The sequence below is a fragment of the Aeromonas sp. HMWF014 genome (assembly GCF_963878295.1).
In the GTDB taxonomy this organism is placed as follows: domain Bacteria; phylum Pseudomonadota; class Gammaproteobacteria; order Enterobacterales; family Aeromonadaceae; genus Aeromonas; species Aeromonas popoffii.
Genome location: NZ_CAWNYS010000157.1, coordinates 1 through 15,907 on the forward strand (window position 1 = coordinate 1; position 15,907 = coordinate 15,907).

General features: G+C 56.1%; 15 protein-coding genes and 2 tRNA genes. 2 read left to right on the forward strand and 15 right to left on the reverse strand.

Annotated features, from left to right (window positions below):
- Positions 1-68: 68 nt before the first annotated feature.
- The 15 genes from AAC083_RS06235 to ruvA form a co-directional block, all read right to left on the reverse strand.
- Positions 69-144 (reverse strand) — tRNA-Val (locus AAC083_RS06235).
- Positions 145-174: 30 nt separating this feature from the next.
- Positions 175-250 (reverse strand) — tRNA-Lys (locus AAC083_RS06240).
- Between the two features lie 174 nt (positions 251-424).
- Positions 425-1,219: a tol-pal system protein YbgF gene (gene ybgF, locus AAC083_RS06245; protein ID WP_108536097.1), complete on the reverse strand. Its 795-nt coding sequence runs from the start codon at positions 1,217-1,219 to the stop codon at positions 425-427.
- Between the two features lie 86 nt (positions 1,220-1,305).
- Positions 1,306-1,830, reverse strand: coding sequence for a peptidoglycan-associated lipoprotein Pal (gene pal / locus AAC083_RS06250; RefSeq protein ID WP_042036130.1), 525 nt, complete (start codon positions 1,828-1,830; stop codon positions 1,306-1,308).
- A 49-nt stretch (positions 1,831-1,879) separates the two neighbouring features.
- Positions 1,880-3,205 carry a Tol-Pal system beta propeller repeat protein TolB gene (tolB, locus tag AAC083_RS06255; protein ID WP_108536098.1) on the reverse strand — a complete coding sequence of 442 codons (1,326 nt, stop codon included), beginning with the start codon at positions 3,203-3,205 and terminating at the stop codon, positions 1,880-1,882.
- An 82-nt stretch (positions 3,206-3,287) separates the two neighbouring features.
- Positions 3,288-4,460, reverse strand: a complete 1,173-nt coding sequence (gene tolA / locus AAC083_RS06260; protein WP_108536099.1) for a cell envelope integrity protein TolA — start codon at positions 4,458-4,460, stop codon at positions 3,288-3,290.
- Between the two features lie 5 nt (positions 4,461-4,465).
- The gene (gene tolR / locus AAC083_RS06265; protein WP_042036135.1) at positions 4,466-4,912 is read right to left on the reverse strand and encodes a protein TolR; all 447 of its coding nucleotides are present in this window, start codon (positions 4,910-4,912) and stop codon (positions 4,466-4,468) included.
- Complete coding sequence (tolQ, locus tag AAC083_RS06270) at positions 4,912-5,601, reverse strand: protein TolQ (RefSeq protein WP_042036136.1); 690 nt, start codon at positions 5,599-5,601, stop codon at positions 4,912-4,914. The genes tolR and tolQ overlap by 1 nt, the downstream gene beginning before the upstream one ends.
- Positions 5,591-5,998 (reverse strand): tol-pal system-associated acyl-CoA thioesterase, encoded by a 408-nt coding sequence (gene ybgC, locus AAC083_RS06275; RefSeq protein ID WP_042036138.1) that lies wholly within the window; start codon positions 5,996-5,998, stop codon positions 5,591-5,593. Before ybgC ends, tolQ begins: the two co-directional genes overlap by 11 nt.
- A 105-nt stretch (positions 5,999-6,103) precedes the next feature.
- Positions 6,104-6,415, reverse strand: a complete 312-nt coding sequence (locus AAC083_RS06280; RefSeq protein WP_042036139.1) for a cyd operon YbgE family protein — start codon at positions 6,413-6,415, stop codon at positions 6,104-6,106.
- Complete coding sequence (gene cydX, locus AAC083_RS06285) at positions 6,402-6,518, reverse strand: cytochrome bd-I oxidase subunit CydX (RefSeq protein WP_042036140.1); 117 nt, start codon at positions 6,516-6,518, stop codon at positions 6,402-6,404. Before cydX ends, AAC083_RS06280 begins: the two co-directional genes overlap by 14 nt.
- Before the next feature lie 14 nt (positions 6,519-6,532).
- Positions 6,533-7,669: a cytochrome d ubiquinol oxidase subunit II gene (gene cydB / locus AAC083_RS06290; RefSeq protein ID WP_042036141.1), complete on the reverse strand. Its 1,137-nt coding sequence runs from the start codon at positions 7,667-7,669 to the stop codon at positions 6,533-6,535.
- An 11-nt stretch (positions 7,670-7,680) separates the two neighbouring features.
- Positions 7,681-9,237, reverse strand: coding sequence for a cytochrome ubiquinol oxidase subunit I (locus AAC083_RS06295; protein ID WP_042036142.1), 1,557 nt, complete (start codon positions 9,235-9,237; stop codon positions 7,681-7,683).
- A gap of 932 nt (positions 9,238-10,169) precedes the next feature.
- On the reverse strand, positions 10,170-11,180 hold the full coding sequence (gene ruvB, locus AAC083_RS06300) for a Holliday junction branch migration DNA helicase RuvB (protein ID WP_042036143.1): 1,011 nt from the start codon (positions 11,178-11,180) through the stop codon (positions 10,170-10,172).
- A gap of 8 nt (positions 11,181-11,188) precedes the next feature.
- Positions 11,189-11,803 (reverse strand): Holliday junction branch migration protein RuvA, encoded by a 615-nt coding sequence (gene ruvA / locus AAC083_RS06305; protein ID WP_108536100.1) that lies wholly within the window; start codon positions 11,801-11,803, stop codon positions 11,189-11,191.
- Between the two features lie 239 nt (positions 11,804-12,042).
- On the opposite strand from ruvA, the gene AAC083_RS06310 reads away from it, so the two are divergent.
- Both AAC083_RS06310 and AAC083_RS06315 read left to right on the forward strand, forming a co-directional pair.
- Positions 12,043-14,052: a methyl-accepting chemotaxis protein gene (locus AAC083_RS06310; protein ID WP_108536101.1), complete on the forward strand. Its 2,010-nt coding sequence runs from the start codon at positions 12,043-12,045 to the stop codon at positions 14,050-14,052.
- A gap of 136 nt (positions 14,053-14,188) precedes the next feature.
- On the forward strand, positions 14,189-15,907 hold a 1,719-nt coding region (locus tag AAC083_RS06315; protein ID WP_108536102.1), incomplete at its 3' end, for a proline--tRNA ligase.

Consider the following 15,907-nt stretch of genomic DNA (forward strand, 5'->3'; position numbering starts at 1 on the left):
AGTCAACTGCTCTACCGACTGAGCTAACGACCCATCTAAATCATTTTTTAAACTTTTTACTGCAAATATGGTGGTCGTTACTGGGATCGAACCAGTGACCCCCTCCTTGTAAGGGAGGTGCTCTCCCAGCTGAGCTAAACGACCTGGGAATTCGGTCTCCACCTGGTGGAGAAATGGTGGGTCGTGCTGGATTCGAACCAGCGACCAATTGATTAAAAGTCAACTGCTCTACCGACTGAGCTAACGACCCTCACCACGACCAGAACCGGCTGCAATACTGCACCTGCCCTGACGGCGGCCTATATTACGGATTTATCATCCTGGCGCAATAGAAAATTCTTAAATTAAATCTGATTGTTCACTGCGCATACAAAGCAGGGCCGTATTTACAAGACTGTTACGAAAACAGTGACATACGGCAATGCTACAACTTGCTCAGACTCTGCTTGGCCAATTGGGCCGGCGAGGTGTTGGGATAGCCCTTGATCACCTGCTCATAGAAGGTCTTGGCTTCCGCTTTCTTGCCATCGAGCTGTGCCAGCATGCCCAGCTTCAGCAGGGCATCTGCCCGCTTGGGGGACTTGCTGAACTTGTTCGCTACGGTAGAGAACTGGGCCGCAGCACCGGTTCTGTCACCCTTGTTGAACAACAGCTGGCCGAGCCAGTAGTGGGCATTCGGGACATAGCCCGAGCTTGGGTACTGCTTGATGAACCCTTCAAAGGCGGGGATGGCCTTGTCGTAGTTCTTGTCCTTCAGCACCATGTTTACGGCCGCATCATAGGCCTGGTTCTCATCCAGATTGGCGGAGTAGTTGGCCACTGCCGCCGGGGCCGCACCAGCCGCCGGTGTGGCGGGGGCAGCGGCAGGCTGACTGTTGGCCACCTTGTCGAGCTCCTGATAGAGCTGGCGCTGACGCTCTTGCGACTGCTCCATCTGGTAGGTTTGCTGTTCCAGCTGGCCGCGCAGCTCGGAGACCTCCCCTTGCAGGGAATCCACCTGTTGCTGCAACTCGGCCTGCAGGCGCAGACGGGCATTCAGGGTGCGCTCCAGCAAGGCGACCCTGTCTTCCAGGCTGCCTGTGGGCATAATGGCGCCATTGTTGCCGCTAAGGGCCACGCCACCACCGCCACTGAGATCGCTCACGGGCGCAGCCGCCTGAGCGCTCAGTGCAAATAAAACGGCCATCACAATAGTCGCTTGCTTATACACGAGCTTCATTCGGAATAAACCTTAGTGTTTAGTGCAAATAAAACGGCCATCGAAATGGCCGCTTGCTTAGACACGAATGTCATTCAGATCAAACCTTAGTAAACCAGAACCGCACGGCGGTTTTTGGCAAAGGCTTCCTCGGTATGAGACAGATCCAGCGGCTTCTCTTCGCCATAGCTGACGATGGACAGCTGCTCAGCCTGCACACCCAGGGTTTGCAGATACTTGGCGACAGCTTTGGCACGACGCTCACCCAGCGCGATGTTGTATTCCGGAGTACCGCGCTCATCGGCGTGGCCTTCGATCAACACCTTGACGGACGGACGCTCACGCAGGTAGCTGGCGTGTGCATCCAGCAGATCAGCGTACTGACCCTGAATGTCATAACCATCAAACGGGAAGTGGATCACGTTGTCGCGTTGCAGTGCTTCGAACTTCTGACGCATCTGCTCTTCCGGGGACAACATGCCATTTGCGCCACCGGTTTGTACACCGCCCATGCCGTCGGTCATGCCTGACTCGGCGCCAGCTGCGTCGGAATCAGAAGAGGAGCTACAAGCGGCCAGGGTGAACAGTGGCAGTGCGATGGCCAAACCCTTGAGCAGTTTATTGAGTTGCATGCTATTTCCTTAAACCTTTATAACAAAACAAAAAACAATCGAATTTTTATCAATTCAAGAAGGGCGACCAAGCTGGTGCACGAATTTCACCGCTACTGGTCGGAAGCACAGCCTTGAAGCGACCATCAGTCGACACCAACGCGAGACTCTTACGACCTTGATAGATGGTGGCATAGATGATCATGCTGCCATTGGGAGCCACACTTGGCGACTCATCCAGAGCACTCTGAGTCAATACCAACATTGCTCCGCTTTCCATATCTTGACGAGCGATGCGATATTGTCCCTGAACCCGGGTCACCATCACCATGGACTTGCCGTCCGGTGTGACAGAGGCACCCTGGTTAGATTCTCCTTCCCAGGTCACCCGGCGAGTGACGCCAGTCGCCAAATTTACGCTATAAATCTGGGGTTTGCCACCACGTTCAGAGGTGAAAATCAAAGTTTGCCCGTCCGGCATCCAGGCCGGTTCAGTGTCGATCACACGGGTATTTGTCACTCTTGTCAGCTGCTTGCTTGCAACATCAATGACATAGATATCAGGCTGACCCTCTTTGGACAACACAATAGCCAATCGACGACCGTCAGGAGACCACTTTGGTGCCCCATTGATGCCGCGAAAACTGGAGATCAGGCTGCGCTGCTGGGTGTAGATATCCTGCACATAGATTTCAGACCTCTGGTTCTCAAAGCTCACATACGCCAGCTTGCTACCGTCCGGCGACCAGGATGGCGACATTAGCGGCTCGCGAGAACGTAACAGTGTCTTCTCGTTGTAACCGTCGTAATCGGCAATACGTAGCTGATACGGGAATTGAGTACCGCGCTCGATGGAGACATAGGCGATCCGGGTCAGGAAAGCACCCCGCTCCCCCGTCAGACGCTCATAGACGATGTCAGAGATACGGTGGGCAAACTGGCGCATCTGGGCACCTGGAATGGTCGCCATGCGGCTATCCAGGATGTAACCGTTGCTCTCACCGCCCTGGGTCTTGGCCAACTGTCCCTTCAGCACGTCGACCAGCTCGAAGTTGACCTTGTAGGTACCGTCACCCACAGCAGCAATGGAACCGACCACCACAGCCTCAACCCCTTGGGACGCCCAGGGCGCGAAGTTGATCTCGCCACTGGAGCTCGGGGTCTGCGGCATCTGGCTACGAGCCAGCGGTTTGAACTTGCCACTGCGCATCAGATCGTTGGAAACCACTTCCGCGATGTCCTGCGGCAGTTGCCCGTTCCCTTCCCACTTGAAGGGGGCGACGGCAATAGGACGTGCGCTATCTATACCGCCGGTGATGACGATGTCCAGGGCCGCCTGGGCACTCTGGCCCAGCAACAAACAGCCAACCAAAGCAAAAAATACTTTTCTGATCATGGCTTAAATACTCGGTTCCAATAAAAATGAGAGGTTAAATTCCTTTCTCAGCAAGACGCTGCCTGACCCCGTTTTATCATGCTTAGATGCTAGGTTCTAACTTGAGGTTGAACTCCTTCAACCTCTCGAATGCCGCAGGATCCTTCGGCACAGGCAGTTGACTGGCCTTCAATACCGCCGCTTTGCCGGAACGACAGACCGCCGGGTCACCCTGACCGCTATCTACCGATATGACAAAGCCGGTGCTGGCAAGACGTACGCCGATAGTACATGTTTTACCCCGCATGGTGGGATCCAAAATCATGTAACGCTCGACCGTTGCCTTGATCAAGGCGGCATATTTATCAACCTCGCCCTGCGCCTGCGCCGATGCAGCCTGACTACGGGCATTCGCCTCAGCCGACAGCTGCTGCTGCATCATGTCTTCCATCTCTTTTTGCAGTTTGGCCTCTTCAGCCGCCTTGCGCTTGCGCTCCGCCGCGATCTTGGCTTGCTTGTCAGCCTCGGCCTTGGCCTTCTTCTCTGCGTCAGCTTTTGCCTTCTTGGCGGCCTCTTCCTTGGCCTCCTTGGCTTTCTTGTCCGCTTCAGCCTTGGCCTGTTTCTCGGCCTCTGCCTTGGCTTTTTTGTCCGCCTCAGCTTTGGCTTTCTTCTCAGCCTCCTGCTTGGCCTTCTTGTCGGCTTCCGCTTTCTTGGCTGCCTCCGCCTTGGCCTGCTTCTGTTCGGCCTCTTGCTTCTCTTTCTCTTCCTGTTCCTTTTTCTTCTTCAGCGCCAGCGCCTTGCTCTCTGCTTCTGCCGCCTTGCGCTCAGATTCCGCCTTCTTGGTTTTCTGCTCTTCCAGCTTGCGGGCTTCCTCAGCTTTCTGGGCCTTCTCTTTCGCCTGCTTCTGCTCGGCGACCTGCTTCTGTTTTTCGGCCTCTGCCTTGCGGGTTGCCTCTTCGGCTTCCTTGCGCTTGGTTTCGGCGATGCGCTGCCGCTCCTGCTGCTGGGCCAACTCGCGCTTGGCGATATCCGTGTCTTCCTTGTCCTTCTCTTTCTCTACCTTCTGAGGCTTGGGCTGAGATTTCTGCTGCTGGATCTGCTTGGCCTGCTCGTTGAGGAAGTTCTCGTCGAGCATGACGGCATTGACGATCTGTCCCTTCGACTCGGGCCGCTTCGGTTTGCTGAAGTCGACCCCGACCAGCAAAATGATGCCGATGATCAGGTGCAGCAGTAACGACGCGATGAGATAACCGGAAATACCACGCTTCACGTCCATCTCCGTCAGTTCACCGGATCTGTCATCAGGCCAACCTGAGGCACGCCCGCATTTTTGAGGGCGACCATCAGCAGGATCACTTCTTCGTAGCGCACGGACTTGTCACCGGCCACCACCACAGGGGCATTCTGGTTGATGGCCAGATACCCCATGGCTTTCTCGGTGATGTATTGCTGCATCGCCTCGGGCGTACCGCTCGGCACCGGCTCATCGTCGGCCTCACCCGCCTTGATGACGTACTCGCCTTCGGTATTGACGCTGACGATGAAGGGGGGCTTGGCATCTTCCGGCAACTGCTCGGATTCCGCCTGCGGCAGGTCAACCTTGACCCCTTGCGTGATCACGGGCGTCACCGCCATGAAGATGATAAGCAGCACCAGCATGACGTCGATATAGGGAACCACGTTGATCTCGCACACCTTCTTGCGCCGGATCCGCTGATAGGTTTGCATTACTGATCACCCTGCTGCTGTGCAATTTGACGGTTCAGTATGGTGGTGAACTCGTCCATGAAGTTGGCGTAGGCGTTCTCCAGCTTCTCTACTTTGTTGGTAAACCGGTTATAGAAAATAACCGCAGGAATGGCCGCGAACAGGCCCATTGCGGTGGCGATCAGCGCCTCTGCGATACCCGGGGCCACCATCTGCAGGGTAGCCTGCTGCACCTGACCCAAGGCGATAAAGGCGTTCATGATGCCCCATACGGTACCAAACAGACCTATGTAAGGGCTGATGGAGCCGACGGTCGCCAGCACTGGCAAGTTGGACTCCAACTCGTCCACCGCGCGGGAAAGAGATACCCGCATAGCACGGTAGGTACCATCCATCACCGCATCCTGACCACGAGCGCCAGCCTTGAGCAGGCGAGCATACTCCTTGAAGCCGGAATAGAAGATGTCCTCCATGCCTTCGATGTCATCGCGGCGAGAAGAGGACTCCTGATAGAGACGGTTAAGGTCGACCCCGGACCAGAATCTATCCTCAAACTGCTCCGATGCGATATTGGCCGCCTTGATGACCTTGGAGCGTTGGAAGATCAGCGCCCAAGAGACAACCGACATCCCCATCAGGGTCATCATGACCAGTTTTACCAACAGGCTGGCTTGCCAAAACAGGCCAATAAACGAAATTTCAGCGTGCACTTAACAGCACTCCCTTCACATTTTCAGGTATTGCAACAGGTTTCATATGCGGATGACTGACACAGGCTATCTGTACCATGGCCTGGGTGATCAGTCGTCCATCAGCCGCCAGTATCCGTTGTGAGAAGCGCAGGGATGCACGTTTCACTTCAGTCACTTGCGTTAACACAGTCAAAAGCTCATTAAAACGGGCCGCCGAGCGGAAATCGATCTCTGTTCGACTCACCACAAACGCGTGTCCGTCACGCAGCAGAACATCCTGTTCGATGCCACCGGCGCGCAGAAACTCAGTGCGAGCACGTTCCATAAACTTGAGATAATTGGCGTTGTAGACGATGCCTCCGGCATCGGTGTCTTCGTAGTAGACACGCACCGGAAACTCAGAGACTTCACCCATAGCAATCTGTGATCCATTCGACAGTCAGATGGGGGGCTATCATAGCGCAGGGCTGAATAGGAAAGAAGCAGGGGGAGGCAGGGAAATCCTGCCTCCCCCCGTTTTTTATGAAAGGAAATAGCCTTGAGTCAACCAGAGCCCATATAACAAACTGGGCCAGGCGAGCCAGGGGCAAAACAGTACGCGGCCAATGAGGCTGTGGGGATGAAATCCCAGCCCGTGCATCACGCCGCAACAGACCGCCCACATCAGCCAGGGAGCAAGCCAGAGGCCGTGTTCACTGGTGTTGGCAGCGACCAAGTCAGGGGCCTGTAAAATGGCGACCGCCAACAGGGCTGCAGCTACCAGCATCAACCCCTGCCAGGGTTGGCGCTCTAGCGGAGCGGCCAACCGGGCGAGTCGATCACTTGTGTTCATCGATCTGACGATCCATGTTCTCGGTGTGTTCCAGCCAGAGCGCATTGATGATGCCAAACGCACAAGCCAGCAGCAGACCCAGGAACCAGGTGAAATACCACATATCAGGACTCCTTCTTAGTAGAGCGATTGTTGGTTGTCTTCGATGTGCTTGCTGGTCACCCGGCCAAACATCTTGATGTAAGTCCAGATGGTATAGGCCAGCACAATCGGTACCAAGATAACTGCCACTACGGTCATCACTTGCAAGGTGTTGAACGATGCAGTGGCATCCCACATGGTCAAGCTCAGTGAGGGCTCAAGACTGGAGGGCATCACGAACGGGAACATGGAGAAACCTGCGGTCAGGATCACACCGGTAACCGCCAGCGATGAACTGGTAAATGCTACCCAGCCTTTATTCAGCTTGGCAAACAATGCTGTCAACAGGCTCATGGAGAGACCCAGTACTGGCGCGACTATCATCCAGGGGTAAAGGGTGTAGTTGTTCATCCAGGCACCAGCCTCACGCACCACTTCCTTGTTCATGGGATTGGAAACTGCATCGGTTGCAGCAGCCTTGACCACCACATAGCCCTCCATGCCACTTACCCAGAAACCGGCCAGACCAAACAGGACCAGAGTCAGCAGGGAACAGATCATGGCAGCGGTGCGGGAGCGGGCCAGCACTTCACCGTCGGTCTTCATCATCAACCAGGTAGCGCCCTGGGTAAGCAACATGAACAAGCTCACCAGACCGGCCAGAATGCCAAACGGATTAAGCAGGCCAAAGAAGTTGCCATGATAGGTCAACATCATGAACTGATTGAACTCGAACGGAACACCTTGCAGCAGATTGCCAAATGCCACACCAAAGATGATAGGCGGCACGGCGCTACCGACGAATAAGGCCCGATCCCAGTTGTCGCGCCATCTGGCATCAGCACGCAGAGAACGGTACTTCAAGCCGACCGGACGCAAAAACAACGCCATCAGGGTCAACATCATGGCGATGTAGAAGCCGGAGAAGGTCGCGGCATACACCATTGGCCAGGCTGCGAACAAGGCACCACCGGCAGTGACCAGCCAAACCTGATTGCCTTCCCAGTGCGGGCCCATGGTATTGAGCATCACGCGACGCTCCACATCCTTCTTGCCGACGAAGGGGAGCAGTGCGCCTACCCCCATGTCGAAGCCATCGGTGATGGCGAAACCAATCAGCAACACGCCGACCAGAGCCCACCAGATGACACGCAGTGTTTCGTAATCAAACATGGTCGCTCTCCTTATGCCTTGAGTTGTTCAAAGTGATACTTGCCAGTCTTCAGGCTGCTGGGGCCTAGGCGGGCATACTTGAACATCAAGTACATCTCGATAACCAGAAGTACGGTATAGAACAGGAAGATCCCGATCAGGGAGAACCAGATCTCGGACGCAGGCACATTGGATGCGGAGAGGGACGTTGGCAGTATCTCAGCAATGGTCCACGGTTGACGACCATACTCGGCGACAAACCAGCCCGCCTCGCTGGCGATCCAGGGTAAAGGTATGCCCCACAACAGGGCTTTGAGCAGCCACTTGCGCTCACCGATACGGTGACGGGCACTGTCATAGAAGGCCAGACCGATCAACACCAGCAGCACCATGCCGCAGGCAACCATAATGCGGAAAGCGAAGAACAGCGGCAGCACCCGTGGGATGGAGTCATCCACGGCGGCCTGGATCTGTTCGTCAGTCGCATCGATCACATTACTGGTGTGGAGCTTGAGCAGCAGACCGTAGCCCAGATCCTGCTTCACTTCATCGAAGCGAGCGCGGGTGTCTTCAGACTTGTCACCTGATTGCAGCTTGGTCAACAGATCGTAAGCAGTCATACCATTGCGTATACGCAACTCATGCTCGTTTTTCAGATCTCTCAGACCCGTTACCTGACCATCCAGCGAACGAGTAGCAATAATACCCAGCGCAAAAGGGATCTTGATGGCGAAGTCGGTACGCATCTTTTCCTGATTCGGAATACCGAACAGGGTAAATGCGGCCGGAGCCGGCTCAGTATCCCACTCAGCTTCGATAGCAGCCAGTTTCACCCTCTGTACTTCACCGGTCTGGTAACCGGATTCATCACCCAGGATCACCACTGACACGATGGAAGCCATGCCAAAGGCGGCTGCAATGGCAAAGGAGCGACGGGCAAACGCCACATCACGATTCTTGAGCAGGTAGTAGGAAGAGATACCCAACACAAACATGGCGCCCGTGGTATAGCCCGCCGCGACCGTGTGGACAAACTTGACCTGAGCGACGGGGTTGAACACCACGTCGGCGAAGCTCACCATCTCCATCCGCATGGATTCGAAGTTGAACTCGGCACCGACCGGGTTCTGCATCCAGCCGTTGGCAACCAGGATCCAGAGAGCGGATAGGTTGGTCCCCAGCGCCATCAACCAGGTTGCAGCCAGATGCTGATGCTTGCTCAGTCGATCCCAGCCAAAGAAGAACATACCGACGAAGGTGGACTCCAGGAAGAAGGCCATCAGCCCTTCGATAGCCAGCGGAGCCCCGAAGATATCGCCGACATAATGGGAGTAATAAGCCCAGTTAGTCCCGAACTGGAACTCCATGGCCAGGCCTGTGGTTACCCCCAAGGCAAAGTTGATACCAAACAACTTACCCCAGAATTTGGTCATATCCCGGTAGATGGTGTTGTTGGTCATCACATAGACAGATTCCATGATCGCCAGGATAAAGGCCAATCCCAGCGTCAGGGGTACAAACAAAAAGTGATAAAGGGCCGTCGCAGCGAACTGGAACCGCGATAGGTCTACCACATGCTCAGCAATCATGATGTTTCCTCACCGATTATTGGCACGGCTATTTTAAGTATAAGGACAAAGCTTCCGTTGGAAGTCCCCGAATTATCGGTCACGCTCCAGTTTGCACTGAAGACCGACTTCGATCGCCACCCACATTAACAATAAGGCAATAAACAGGAACAAAAAAAGCTAATGATTAACAATTGCAAAACAATCAAGCTTGCTTTATTCCCGCTCACAATGACCGGTGTTTTATATCACCTTTATTTGATTGAAATCAATGTAAAACCATCATCAATACATGCCTTTCAAAGGAACTTTTACGTCACGCTTCATTTAATTTGGAGAGCTGCATCACAAAAAACACTAAATCGCAAATCATTGATTTAAATCAAATTTAATATCAACACCAATAAGTGAAGCTTCTGTTAAAAAACAGCACTCAAGCAGATTTTCATAATGTTTACCTACTCTTGGATACTCGCCGCGAAACCAAATTAAAATTCATAAAATCAATATGTTTATGCAAGCAAGGCCCTCCAGCAATTGATTAGTTAATCTAATCCAAATTTAGTAATTTTTCTTGTTTGTCCGAGTCCGACATACCTCCTACAATGCGTCTCGCAGTGAGGGCATCCCCTGGGGTACAGGCCGGTCAATCTGGGTTTTTGGTACGTATACGACGCTCATTTCGAACCTGTCTATCGGAATGTGAGATGAAAAAGTTTGTTGCTACAACCATCCGTTACTACAAGCTTTCGTTCGTTCAGCTCTATCAAATGAATCGGCTCTGAGGCCTCGCGACGGCTCCTCTGTTTCTTCCGGTCTGCGTCCAGACGCACTCACTGTCTGTGAACATCCATCCTGAATTGTCTTTGCCCACCGCCTGTGCCGTGGGCTTTTTTATGCCCAGATAACAAAAAACCGCCCTTGATGGCGGTTTTTTGTTCAAACAGCTATTTTCACCTTTCATCTGGCCGTTGCAGGCCAAAATGTGCATAAGCTCTTGGTGTCGCCATCCGCCCTCTAGGTGTACGTTGCAGGTAACCCTGCTGGATCAAATAAGGCTCCAGCACATCCTCGATGGTATCTTTTTCTTCACCGATAGCCGCCGCCAGGTTATCGAGCCCCACAGGCCCCCCCATAAACTTGTCTATGAGAGCCAACAATAGCTTGCGGTCCATGAAGTCGAAGCCTTCATTGTCCACGTCCAACATATCCATGGCTCGGGCCGCTATGGGTCCGTCAATCCGGCCATCAGACTTAACCTGGGCAAAGTCGCGCACGCGACGCAACAGACGGTTGGCAATTCGCGGCGTACCGCGAGAGCGTCGAGCCAATTCCAGGGCGCCGTCATTGGTCATCTCCAGCCCCAGGCAACGGGCGCTGCGAGAAACGATATCGGTCAGATCCTTGACGTTATAGAACTCCAGCCGCTGCACTATGCCGAAACGATCCCGCAGCGGGCTGGTCAGGGAGCCGGCCCGGGTCGTGGCACCGATCAGGGTAAAGGGAGGCAAATCGAGCTTGATGGAGCGGGCGGCAGGGCCTTCCCCTATCATGATGTCGAGTTGGTAATCTTCCATCGCCGGATAGAGCACCTCCTCCACCACCGGGCTCAGCCGGTGAATTTCATCGATAAACAAAACGTCGTTTGGTTCTAGGTTGGTTAGCAGCGCCGCCAGATCGCCGGCTTTTTCCAGCACTGGGCCCGAGGTGGTCTTGATGTTGACCCCCATCTCGTTGGCGACGATGTTCGCGAGCGTGGTCTTGCCCAGACCTGGCGGGCCGAAGATCAGCAGGTGATCAAGTGCCTCACCACGCTGGCGCGCCGCCTCAATGAAGATCTCCATCTGCTCGCAGACGGGATCCTGACCGGTATAATCGGCCAGCATCTTTGGCCGTATGGCCCGATCAATGACCTCATCCTCACGCACACCAGTGGCAGAGATGAGACGGTCCGCTTCAATCATTGCCTACCTCACACCAGACTACGCAGGGATTCACGGATGATATCCTCAACCGACATCCCATCGATGGCTATCTTGCTGACGATCTGGCTGGCCTGCTGCGGCTTGTAGCCCAGAGCCACCAGCGCGCTGGCCGCCTCTTCGCTCGCATCGGGCGCCCGCAGCTGGCTCTCCTTGGCTGGCAGGCTGATCTCGGCCGGCGAGAAGAGATCGTGGCTAACCCAGCCCTTGAGCCTGTCCTTCATCTCCACCACCAGCCGCTCGGCAGTCTTCTTGCCCACACCAGGCAATTTGACCAGCGAGCTTATCTCCTCGCGCTCGACACTCAGCACGAACTGGGTGGCTGTCATGCCAGAGAGGATAGCCAACGCCAGCTTGGGGCCGACGCCGTTGGTCTTGATCAGCTCGCGAAACAACGCCCGCTCCTGCTTGTGATTGAAGCCATACAGCAGCTGGGCATCTTCACGCACCACGAAGTGGATGTGAATGGTCGCTTCCTTGCCAATCTCGGGCAGATCATAGAAGCAGCTCATGGGCATCTGTACCTCATAGCCCACGCCCCCGACTTCCAGCAGCACCTCGGGGGGTTGTTTCTCAATGACTACGCCTCTCAAGCGACCAATCACGACTCTCTCCTCGCCAAACCATCTATCTGTAAATTGGGTCATAGCATAAAGAATAACTGGATAAGTATCCAGCATAGGGCGGCGATGGATGAGAGAGGATTCTCGGCATGCTGACGCTTTCGGAGCCATGCTTGGATCGGATCTGGGCAGTAACTTTATTTTCCACCGGGAATGGCGAATCTTGGCCATTGATGGAACACTCAATTGGGTTTGTTCGGAACCAAGGAAGGTCTTGCATCATGAAAATTGTCACTACATCAAATCTGGGGCTGACTATCCTGCTCGGTTGCACACTGGGCATGGGAGCAATCGGCTGGTATGGCAGCCAACGGCTGGCTGATCTGCTCTCCTATGTATTGGGCGCCGCCTGGCAGACTGCCGATGGCGCCATGGAGGGATCCATAGATCTGGGCAACCAGTCCCTTTATATCCAGAAAATGCTCAGAGGCATGCCGCTCGACGAACCCGAGCTGCAACGAGCCAGAGAGGCCGCCACAGATGCCCTGCGCCGAGTGGGTGAAGGCAGGCTCATTGATGAGACGGCGATCAGCACAATGAACCAGCGCCAGCAGGATTATCAACAACAGCAGGACAAGCTGCTGACGCTCTATAGCACCTATACCAGCGTCGACAAGGCGCTGCGTGCCAGCTCGGAGCGCATGTCCCGCCTATCCACCCAGCTGGAAGTGGTCGGCGATGGCGCAGTCGAGAGTCTCACTCAGGCGCCGGATCAGGCCATCAGCTGGAATGGTGGTCTCGCCACGCGCTGGCATGCGGCCGACGGCGGCATGGAGGCCAACATCGGCTTCCTGCGCCAGCTCTATGCGCTGGAGAAGATGCAAAGCGAAGGCCCGACCCCTGCCATCCAGGCCGAGTTGAAGGAGGCGACCAGCTTCTATCAGGAGGCGGTTGACGGCATGCTGGCCACAGGGCTGTTCGATATCCCCGGCGAGGGGGAATTTGCCGGCCAGTCGCTAGCGGTGCAATACCGGGCTCTGCAGGCCGACAATCAGCAGCTGATGAGCCAGTGGATTGCAGCCCTGAGCGATTACCAGCGCCAGCTGGTGCAATACGAGAGCAGTGCCGAACAGCTCAAGCAGGTGCTGATCGAGGTCGAGGCCAAGGGGGATGCCACGGTCGAGGATCAAGTAAATCAGCTCAATACCATCATCGGCCATACCAGGACCCTTATCCTGGGGGGTATGGTACTGAGCCTGCTGATCGTCGCCCTTTGCGGTTTCTGGCTGGTTCGCGCCATAGTCAGGCCCCTGTTGCAAGTCAATCAGCGGATGCAAGACATAGCTGCTGGCGAGGGTGATCTCAACGCGCGGATCAATCTCAAGCGGGACGATGAGATAGGCTCGCTGGCAGGCAGTGTGGACCGCTTCATCGAGAAGCTGCAGAAGATGATCAGCTCCACTATGGACAACAACCAGCACATCAGCGACCACGTGCACACCTCGGTCAACCGGGTCGAGGCCATCAGCCAGAGCAGCCGCCAGACCGCCGAGCATGCTCAGGCGCTGCACCACGACAGCGAGCAGATGGTGCAGGTCGCCACCTCCATTTCGGATAATTGCAGAGTGGCGGCGCAAAACGCCAATGAGGTACGCCAGCTCACCGCCGAGAGCAGTCAATACGTCACCTCCGCCAGCAACGGTATGCAACGTGTCGTGGTGGAGGTGGGCGAGTGCGCCAACGCCATCAACGCCCTCAAAGAACAGGCGAGCCAGATTGGCCAGATCATCTCCACCATCAGCAGCATCTCGGAGCAGACCAACCTGCTGGCGCTCAACGCCGCCATCGAGGCGGCCCGGGCCGGCGAGATGGGCCGGGGCTTTGCCGTGGTGGCCGACGAGGTGCGCACTCTGGCCAACCGTACCGCTTCCTCCAGTGCCGAGATCACCGAGGTGATCAACAGCATTCAACAGCAGACCGAGAAAGCCTACCTGATGATGCAACGCAACCTGAAAACCGTGAAGTCGGGCATGCAGGATTCTGACAACACCAAGCAGATCCTGTTCAAGGTGGAAGAGGCCATCGACCATCTGGCTGACATGGTCCAGCAGGTGGCAGATGCCACTGGTCAGCTCTCCCACACCCTGAGCAATACCTCGGGCAAGGTCTCCGGCATCAGCCTGCAAGCCCAGACAGGTGAGCAGGAGGCGCAGGAGTGCCTGCAACTCGCCTCCTCCCTGCATCAGGCCAGCCTGCTGCAACAGCGACTGCTGTCGCAATTTAGGGTCTGACACGAGCGGGGGCACGGCCCCCGCTTTCTCCCGCTGCGCTAAATTTAGCCCTTGGGCCGCAGGGCCCTCCCTGTTAAAATTCCGCTCTTGAATTTATCCAGGGCCCCGCGGCCCGTCTTATCTAAGGTCACGAGCGATGCGTACCAGCCAATATCTGCTTTCCACCCTCAAGGAAACCCCGTCCGACGCCGAAGTCGTCAGCCATCAGCTGATGCTGCGCGCTGGCATGATCCGTAAACTGGCCTCCGGCATGTATGCCTGGCTGCCGTCCGGCCTGCGGGTACTGAAAAAGATCGAGAACATTGTTCGCGAAGAGATGAACAATGCTGGTGCCATCGAAGTCTCTATGCCGGTGGTGCAGCCCGCCGAGCTGTGGCAGGAGTCCGGCCGCTGGGATGACTACGGTCCCGAGCTGTGTCGCCTGACCGACCGCCACAACCGCCCCTTCGTGCTGGGCCCGACCCACGAAGAGGTGATCACCTCCCTGATCCGCTACGAAGTGAACAGCTACAAGCAGCTGCCGCTCAACCTCTACCAGATCCAGACCAAGTTCCGCGACGAAGTGCGCCCCCGTTTCGGCGTGATGCGTGGCCGTGAATTCCTGATGAAGGATGCCTACTCCTTCCATATCGACAAGGAATCCCTGGTCGATACCTACGAGAAGATGCACGCCGCCTACTGCAAGGCCTTCACCCGCATGGGTCTGAACTTCCGTCCGGTGCAGGCCGATACCGGCTCCATCGGTGGCACCGGTTCCCACGAATTCCAGGTGCTGGCCGAGAGCGGTGAAGACTTGATCGCCTTCTCCGACACATCAGATTACGCCGCCAACATCGAGATGGCCGAAGCGCTGGCACCGGCTGGTGAGCGCGCTGCCGCCACCGCAGCCCTGACCAAGGTCGCCACCCCGGCCGTTCACACCATAGACGAAGTCGCCGCCTTCCTGAGCGTGGCGCCAACCACCATCGCCAAGACCCTGCTGGTACTGGCAGAGGAAGACGAGCACGGCAAGCAGGCGGTCATCGCGCTGGTATTGCGTGGCGACCACGAGCTGAACGAGCTCAAGGCCGAGAAGCTCTCTGGTGTCGCCAACCCGCTGACCTTCGCCAACGATGAGCAGATTAAAGCTGCCGCCGGTTGCGATGCGGGCTCCATCGGTCCGGTAGGCTTCAATGGTCGTGTTATTGCCGATCGCAGCGCCGCCCATCTGGCGGACTTCGTCTGCGGCGCCAACGACACCGGCTTCCACCTGACCGGTGCCAACTGGGATCGCGACATCGCTACCTATGAGGTTGCCGACCTGCGCAACGTGGTGGAAGGCGACCCGAGCCCGTGCGGCCAGGGCAAGCTGCTGCTCAAACGCGGTATCGAAGTGGGCCACATCTTCCAGCTGGGTACCAAATACTCAGAAGCGATGAAGGCGAGCGTGCTGAACGAAGGCGGCAAGTCCGTCACCATGGAGATGGGTTGCTACGGTATCGGGGTTTCCCGTCTGGTAGCCGCCGCCATCGAGCAGAACAACGACCAGTACGGCATCATCTGGCCGGACGCCATCGCTCCGTTCGAAGTGGCCATAGTGCCGATGAACATGCACAAATCCGAGCGCGTGGCCGAGCAGGCACAGCAGTTCTACGCCGAGCTGAAAGCCGCCGGTGTCGATGTGCTGTTCGACGACCGTAAAGAGCGCCCGGGCGTGATGTTCGCCGACATGGAGCTACTGGGTGTGCCGCACGCCATCGTCATCGGCGATCGCGGTCTGGACAACGGCGTGGTGGAGTACAAGTGCCGCCGCTCCGGCGAGAAGCAGGAAGTGGCCATTGGCGAGATTATCGCCATGCTCAAGGCCAAGCTGGGC

Coding starts and splice junctions, on each gene's coding strand:
- ybgF (WP_108536097.1), bottom strand. CDS start 1,219: ATGAAGCTCGTGTATAAGCAAGCGACTATTGTGATGGCCGTTTTATTT.
- pal (WP_042036130.1), bottom strand. CDS start 1,830: ATGCAACTCAATAAACTGCTCAAGGGTTTGGCCATCGCACTGCCACTG.
- tolB (WP_108536098.1), bottom strand. CDS start 3,205: ATGATCAGAAAAGTATTTTTTGCTTTGGTTGGCTGTTTGTTGCTGGGC.
- tolA (WP_108536099.1), bottom strand. CDS start 4,460: ATGGACGTGAAGCGTGGTATTTCCGGTTATCTCATCGCGTCGTTACTG.
- tolR (WP_042036135.1), bottom strand. CDS start 4,912: ATGCAAACCTATCAGCGGATCCGGCGCAAGAAGGTGTGCGAGATCAAC.
- ybgC (WP_042036138.1), bottom strand. CDS start 5,998: ATGGGTGAAGTCTCTGAGTTTCCGGTGCGTGTCTACTACGAAGACACC.
- AAC083_RS06280 (WP_042036139.1), bottom strand. CDS start 6,415: ATGAACACAAGTGATCGACTCGCCCGGTTGGCCGCTCCGCTAGAGCGC.
- cydX (WP_042036140.1), bottom strand. CDS start 6,518: ATGTGGTATTTCACCTGGTTCCTGGGTCTGCTGCTGGCTTGTGCGTTT.
- cydB (WP_042036141.1), bottom strand. CDS start 7,669: ATGTTTGATTACGAAACACTGCGTGTCATCTGGTGGGCTCTGGTCGGC.
- AAC083_RS06295 (WP_042036142.1), bottom strand. CDS start 9,237: ATGATTGCTGAGCATGTGGTAGACCTATCGCGGTTCCAGTTCGCTGCG.
- ruvB (WP_042036143.1), bottom strand. CDS start 11,180: ATGATTGAAGCGGACCGTCTCATCTCTGCCACTGGTGTGCGTGAGGAT.
- AAC083_RS06310 (WP_108536101.1), top strand. CDS start 12,043: ATGAAAATTGTCACTACATCAAATCTGGGGCTGACTATCCTGCTCGGT.